This is a genomic window from Rathayibacter sp. AY1C6 (genome assembly GCF_002931535.1).
In the GTDB taxonomy this organism is placed as follows: domain Bacteria; phylum Actinomycetota; class Actinomycetes; order Actinomycetales; family Microbacteriaceae; genus Rathayibacter.
This window is the reverse complement of the sequence record NZ_PSWC01000045.1, coordinates 1,912-5,244: the sequence shown is the minus strand read 5'-3', so window position 1 is coordinate 5,244 and position 3,333 is coordinate 1,912. Positions and strand designations below refer to the sequence as shown.

Sequence of the window (3,333 nt, the reverse complement as noted above, 5' to 3'; positions counted from 1 at the left end):
AGCAATCTCTGACCACTCCTACCAGCCTTTACAACGGTATGAGTGTAGTGATTATCAAGTTATCGGCTTATTAGTACCGGTCAGCTCCGACAGTCTTTAGTCCTGTCTTCCACATCCGGCCTATCAACCCAGTCGTCTGGCTGGGAGCCTCTCCCCCGAAGGGATGGAAATCTCATCTCGAAGCCGGCTTCCCGCTTAGATGCTTTCAGCGGTTATCCGTTCCGAACGTAGCTAATCAGCGGTGCTCCTGGCGGAACAACTGACACACCAGAGGTTCGTCCATCCCGGTCCTCTCGTACTAGGGATAGATCTTCTCAAATTTCCTGCGCGCGCAGCGGATAGGGACCGAACTGTCTCACGACGTTCTAAACCCAGCTCGCGTACCGCTTTAATGGGCGAACAGCCCAACCCTTGGGACCTACTCCAGCCCCAGGATGCGACGAGCCGACATCGAGGTGCCAAACCATGCCGTCGATATGGACTCTTGGGCAAGATCAGCCTGTTATCCCCGAGGTACCTTTTATCCGTTGAGCGACAGCGCTTCCACAAGCCACTGCCGGATCACTAGTCCCGACTTTCGTCCCTGCTCGACTTGTCAGTCTCACAGTCAAGCTCCCTTGTGCACTTACACTCGCCACCTGATTGCCAACCAGGTTGAGGGAACCTTTGGGCGCCTCCGTTACTCTTTGGGAGGCAACCGCCCCAGTTAAACTACCCATCAGGCACTGTCCCTGAACCCGATTAGGGTCCGAAGTTAGATATCCAGAGTGACCAGAGTGGTATTTCAACAATGACTCCACGAACACTAGCGTGCCCGCTTCAACGTCTCCCACCTATCCTACACAAGCCACACCGAACACCAATACCAAACTATAGTAAAGGTCACGGGGTCTTTCCGTCCTGCTGCGCGTAACGAGCATCTTTACTCGTAATGCAATTTCGCCGAGTTCGCGGTTGAGACAGCTGGGAAGTCGTTACGCCATTCGTGCAGGTCGGAACTTACCCGACAAGGAATTTCGCTACCTTAGGATGGTTATAGTTACCACCGCCGTTTACTGGGGCTTAAATTCTCAGCTTCGCCTTGCGGCTAACCGTTCCTCTTAACCTTCCAGCACCGGGCAGGCGTCAGTCCGTATACATCGTCTTGCGACTTAGCACGGACCTGTGTTTTTAGTAAACAGTCGCTTCCCACTGGTCTCTGCGGCCATCGAACGCTCCCGGAGCAAGTCCGTTCACGCCTCAGGCCCCCCTTCTCCCGAAGTTACGGGGGCATTTTGCCGAGTTCCTTAACCACGATTCTCTCGATCTCCTTAGTATTCTCTACCTGACCACCTGAGTCGGTTTGGGGTACGGGCAGCTAGAACCTCGCGTCGATGCTTTTCTTGGCAGCATAGGATCACCGATTTCGACTTGCGTCTACCCATCAGATCTCAGGCTATATGAACGACGGATTTGCCTATCGTTCGCCCTACATCCTTAGACCGGGACAACCATCGCCCGGCTCGGCTACCTTCCTGCGTCACACCTGTTAATACGCTAAACGCACCAGCACGGGGTCGTACGCTAGGCCCAACGCTTCACCCCGAAGGGATCCATCAAAGGGATTCAGATACTTAGCACTACTGGATTGTCTTGGGCGGTTCTTCGCCGGTACGGGAATATCAACCCGTTGTCCATCGACTACGCCTGTCGGCCTCGCCTTAGGTCCCGACTTACCCAGGGAAGATTAGCTTGACCCTGGAACCCTTGGTCTTCCGGAGGACGGGTTTCTCACCCGTCTTTCGCTACTCATGCCTGCATTCTCACTCGTGTGGCATCCACGGCTGGTTCACACCGCCGCTTCACTCGCCACACGACGCTCTCCTACCCATCAACACGGCTGGACCACGAAGGCCTACCACTAATGTCAATGCCACAACTTCGGTGGCGTGCTTGAGCCCCGTTACATTGTCGGCGCGGAATCACTTGACCAGTGAGCTATTACGCACTCTTTCAAGGGTGGCTGCTTCTAAGCCAACCTCCTGGTTGTCTGTGCAACTCCACATCCTTTCCCACTTAGCACGCGCTTAGGGACCTTAGTTGGTGGTCTGGGTTGTTTCCCTCTCGACTATGAAGCTTATCCCCCACAGTCTCACTGCTGCGCTCTCACTTACCGGCATTCGGAGTTTGGCTGACGTCAGTAAGCTTTTGGGCCCCATCGGCCATCCAGTAGCTCTACCTCCGGCAAGAAACACGCAACGCTGCACCTAAATGCATTTCGGAGAGAACCAGCTATCACGAAGTTTGATTGGCCTTTCACCCCTATCCACAGCTCATCCCCTCCATTTTCAACTGAAGTGGGTTCGGTCCTCCACGACGTCTTACCGTCGCTTCAACCTGGCCATGGATAGATCACTTCGCTTCGGGTCTAGACCCTGCGACTGAATCGCCCTATTCGGACTCGCTTTCGCTACGGCTGCCCCACACGGGTTAACCTCGCCACAGAGCACTAACTCGCAGGCTCATTCTTCAAAAGGCACGCCGTCACCCCTACAAGGAGGCTCCGACGGTTTGTAAGCAAACGGTTTCAGGTACTATTTCACTCCCCTCCCGGGGTACTTTTCACCTTTCCCTCACGGTACTTGTCCGCTATCGGTCATCTGGGAGTATTTAGGCTTATCAGGTGGTCCTGACAGATTCACACGGGATTTCTCGGGCCCCGTGCTACTTGGGATACTCTTCACGCCATAACACCATTTCGACTACGGGGCTCGCACCCGCTCTGGCCAGGCGTTCAAACCTGTTCGTCTATGATGCGCTGTAACGTTCACCGGCCGGCAGACCGGAACGAAAAGTCCCACAACCCCGGCCATGCAACCCCTGCCGGGTATCACACATGACTCGGTTTAGCCTCTTCCGCGTTCGCTCGCCACTACTGACGGAATCACTGTTGTTTTCTCTTCCTGTGGGTACTGAGATGTTTCACTTCCCCACGTTCCCTCTACCCGCCCTATATATTCAGGCGGGAGTCACCAGGTCACCACAAGGGGCCTGGCGGGGTTTCCCCATTCGGAAATCCTCGGATCACAGCTCGTTTATCAGCTCCCCGAGGCTTATCGCAGATTACGACGTCCTTCTTCGGCTCCAGATGCCAAGGCATTCACCGTTTGCTCTTATGAACTTGCTAATCACATGAGTTAAGAAACTACAACTCGAAAAGTTGCAGATCCAATGATTTGCATGACCGCAGCCCGAAAGCCGCGCCATGCGAATCTTGTCGATCCACGACCGAAGCCGTGAATCTAAGATGCTCGCGTCCACTGTGTAGTTCTCAAAATACGGGCGGTATCCCTC

Annotated in this window: 1 rRNA gene; it reads right to left on the bottom strand. The window is 54.5% G+C overall.

Annotated elements, in window-relative coordinates:
- Positions 1–50: 50 nt before the first annotated feature.
- A 23S ribosomal RNA gene (locus C5D36_RS16420) occupies positions 51–3,166 on the bottom strand.
- Positions 3,167–3,333 lie beyond the last annotated feature (167 nt).